The sequence below is a fragment of the Mesorhizobium sp. M7A.F.Ca.AU.001.01.1.1 genome (assembly GCF_004022735.1).
Taxonomy (GTDB): Bacteria; Pseudomonadota; Alphaproteobacteria; order Rhizobiales; family Rhizobiaceae; genus Mesorhizobium; species Mesorhizobium ciceri.
In genome coordinates this window covers 1-3,165 of sequence record NZ_RZPF01000738.1, presented here as the reverse complement: position 1 = coordinate 3,165, position 3,165 = coordinate 1, and the positions used below count along the sequence as shown (strand labels likewise).

At 61.7% G+C, this 3,165-nt stretch carries 3 protein-coding genes and 1 pseudogene; 2 read left to right on the top strand and 2 right to left on the bottom strand.

Features of this window, described 5'->3' with window-relative positions; genetic code table 11:
- Together EN884_RS30885 and EN884_RS30880 are read right to left on the bottom strand one after the other, a co-directional pair.
- A partial coding sequence (locus EN884_RS30885) for a homocysteine S-methyltransferase family protein (protein ID WP_206617677.1) occupies window positions 1-528 on the bottom strand: 528 nt, incomplete at its 3' end.
- A 131-nt stretch (window positions 529-659) separates the two neighbouring features.
- Window positions 660-1,517 carry a helix-turn-helix transcriptional regulator gene (locus EN884_RS30880; RefSeq protein ID WP_013531192.1) on the bottom strand — a complete coding sequence of 286 codons (858 nt, stop codon included), beginning with the start codon at window positions 1,515-1,517 and terminating at the stop codon, window positions 660-662.
- Window positions 1,518-1,747: 230 nt separating this feature from the next.
- On the opposite strand from EN884_RS30880, the gene EN884_RS30875 reads away from it, so the two are divergent.
- Both EN884_RS30875 and EN884_RS30870 read left to right on the top strand, forming a co-directional pair.
- Complete coding sequence (locus EN884_RS30875) at window positions 1,748-2,758, top strand: fatty acid desaturase (RefSeq protein WP_024501297.1); 1,011 nt, start codon at window positions 1,748-1,750, stop codon at window positions 2,756-2,758.
- A gap of 91 nt (window positions 2,759-2,849) precedes the next feature.
- Window positions 2,850-3,165 (top strand): annotated as a pseudogene (locus tag EN884_RS30870) (phosphate ABC transporter substrate-binding protein); the annotation flags it as partial.

Here is a 3,165-nt window from a genome sequence, read left to right as displayed (position 1 = left end):
GGTGTAGGGCAGGCCGACGCGGATGGCAGCCTCGGCGGCGGCGCGGATCTCGTCGGGAGCAGACATCGTCTCGATCCAGGCGACTTCGGCGCCGCCTTCCTTGAGACCCTCGATCTGCTCGGCGAAGGCGTCGACCGCCTCGTCATAGGTCATGGCGCCAAGCGGCACCAGCAATTCGCCGGTCGGTCCGACCGAACCGGCGACGATGACCTTGCGGCCAGCTCTGTCGGCGACGGCGCGCGCGATCTCGGCGGCGCGCTGGTTCAGCGCATGCACGCGATCCTGCGCATGATGCAGCTTCAGCCGGTGGCGGGTGCCGCCGAACGAGTTGGTGAGGATGATGTCGGCCCCGGCATCGACGAAATTCTGATGCAGGCTGGTGATGGTGTCGGGCGCCGTCTCGTTGAGCAGCTCGGGCGCCTCGCCGGCTTCCAGCCCCATGGCGAAAAGGTTTGTGCCGGTGGCGCCATCGGCCAGCAGCACGCCCTTTTCGGCCAGCAGAGCATCGATCGGGTTGGTGGTCGTCATCGGATTGGCTTTCATGTTTCGAAGTCGAATAAGGATATAAAGAAGTCTTTATGTGTAGTCAATGGAATGGCGGCAACGCGGCCACCAATGCGGAGGCCGGTTTCCGTCCGAAGGATCATTGTTGCCGAAGATCAGACAGTGCCTGTTGGGAACGACATGCCGGCCAGTCTGTGCGCGAAGCCGGACGCCTCGTGCGCATTGATGTCGGCGGCCCGGATCAGATTGTCGAAGTGCTGGATCAGCGTCTGGATCGGCTGAGTGGCGTTGAGCACCAGATACATGTCGCCGACATAGATGGCGGCGCGATAGGGTCCGAAGATGGTGTAGGGGATCGAATAGCGCATCCGCCCGTCATAGAGAAACAGCCGGAAGGTCGGGTAGAGGTCGTCGAGCAGCGTCGCCATGTGCAGCAGCTGGGCGCGCCGGTCGGCTTCGGGGAAACGGTCCCAGACACCCAGCCCGCGGGCAAATATCTCCAGCGTGTGGCGCGGCATGCAGACTTCCATGTCGGTCTCAGGCCGCCTGTTGTAGTCGATGCGGTATTGCGTTTCGCCGGCCTGCGCCAGGCGGCTCTTGTTGGCGATGCCGGCTTCGTAGTCGACCAGCGCTTCGGTGCGCAGAAGATCGGGAATGCCGGCAGGCACGTAGCGGATCTTGGTGCCTGCCGCCTCGGCATGCCATTTGGCCAACAGCGTGCGGTCGAAACCATCCGGTGCCTCTTCGATCTCCAGGCTTTCGCGGATTTCGCCGGTGAGACCTTCGTCCTGGCTGAGGCCGAGGAGCCAATCGAGCGACACCTTGAACTCGGCGGCGATGTTAAGCAGTGTTTCGGCGCGGGGCAGGCGCGTCGAGGCGCCCGACAGCAGTTGCGACAGCGCCGAGCGGTCGATGCCGACCGCGGTTGCAAAGGCCGACTGGTTCAGGTCGGAGCGTGTCAAGAGCATTTTCAGTCGCTCGCGGAAGATCGTCGACAGGTCGCGCTTGTCCATGTCCGTGCTCCACCTGGATTGAGGAAAAATTTGCGCCGGAACCGCTCCGAGGGTGGCGTTAGGCGTAAATGAATCCCTAAGTCTGTTTACAATGTATAACATGTGCGGTCAAAAATGCGCAATCGCAACAGTTTGTGCACTTTGTCTCGTTGAGTGGAATCATTTCTCCTGACACAATGCTGTCAGGAATCAATTGGGATTCCGGCGACTGAGGGGCAGTGGTCGATAGCATGACGAGCAAGAGCATCAGGCGACACAGCGTACGGGCCATTGAGTGGCCAACCGTGGTACTCGCCTTCTTCTGCTACGCGACATGGCTCGCCACCGGTTTCCTGCTCTGGCCTTCCTATCCCGTCCTGGCGCTCGCCGTCCTCGCCTTCACCGCCGCATTGCAGTCGTCGATCATGCACGAAGTGCTGCACGGGCATCCGACGCGCAACGCGCGGGTCAACGAAGCCTTCGTGTTTCTGCCGATCGGTCTGGTCTGGCCGTTCCGCCGCTTCAAGACCATTCATCTGCGTCACCACGCCGACGAGCGGCTGACCGACCCGCTCGATGACCCGGAAAGCTATTATCAGGCGCTCTGGCAGCATGACGAGCTGCCGCCGACGATGAAATTCCTGCTCAAGATCAACAACACCATGGCAGGCCGCTTCGTGCTCGGCCCGTGGCTGTCCTGCGTCGGCTTCTTCATCGACGATGCCAAGCAGGTGATCGCCGGCGACAAGCCGATCCGCAAGGCCTGGCTGCTGCATGCGATCGGCCTGGCCGTCGTGCTGCCGATCGTTCAGTTCGGCTTCGGCATCCCGCTGTGGCTTTACATTCTGGTGCCGGTCTGGCTCGGCCAGTCGCTGATCTCGATCCGTACGTTCGCCGAGCATCAATGGTCGGAACATCCGGAAGGCCGTACGGTGATCGTCGAGCGCTCGCCGCTGTCGTTCCTGTTCCTCAACAACAATCTGCATTTCGTCCATCACAAGACCCCGACCGTGGCCTGGTACAAGCTGCCCAAGCTGTTTCGCGACCGCCGTGAGGAATGGCTGCGGATGAACAATGGCTATGCCTATCCGAATTATTTCGCGCTGGTCAAAGCCTATGCGTTCAAGGCGAAAGAGCCGATCGTGCACCCGGTGCTGCGGCGTGCGCCTGAGCCGGGCAGGGCCTTCAAGCCGCGCATCAGGGCGCGCAGCATCAGCGGGCTCGGCAGTGCGCCGGTTCCCGCCGAGCCGCCCAAGGAATAATTCCGGCCTACCCGGAATCCGTGTCGGCCAATTCTGATTGGACGCCGCGTTTTCGCGATCCTTTTTCCAGACATGATGATTTGATATCGGCATGAGTGAATTGGTTGCGGCGTTGCCGATGTATGATTGGCCCGAAATGCGCGATGAGGTCGACGCGCAATGGGTGCTGCTGCGCGATGCGTTTCGGCAAAAGGGGATCGACGCGCCGGAAGCCATCGTGCGGCGCAATGGCGACCTGCCGCCGGTGCCGGGCGGAATTCGCGATGCTGCCGGTGCATTGATCGCACCCGATCCCGCGACATTGCCGCCGGATGAACTCGATTTCCATAGATTGTGGCTGCATCCTTTGCTGCTGTTCGCGCAGACCTGCTGGGGGCCGATGGAACTTGGCCTGTCCAGGCATGTGC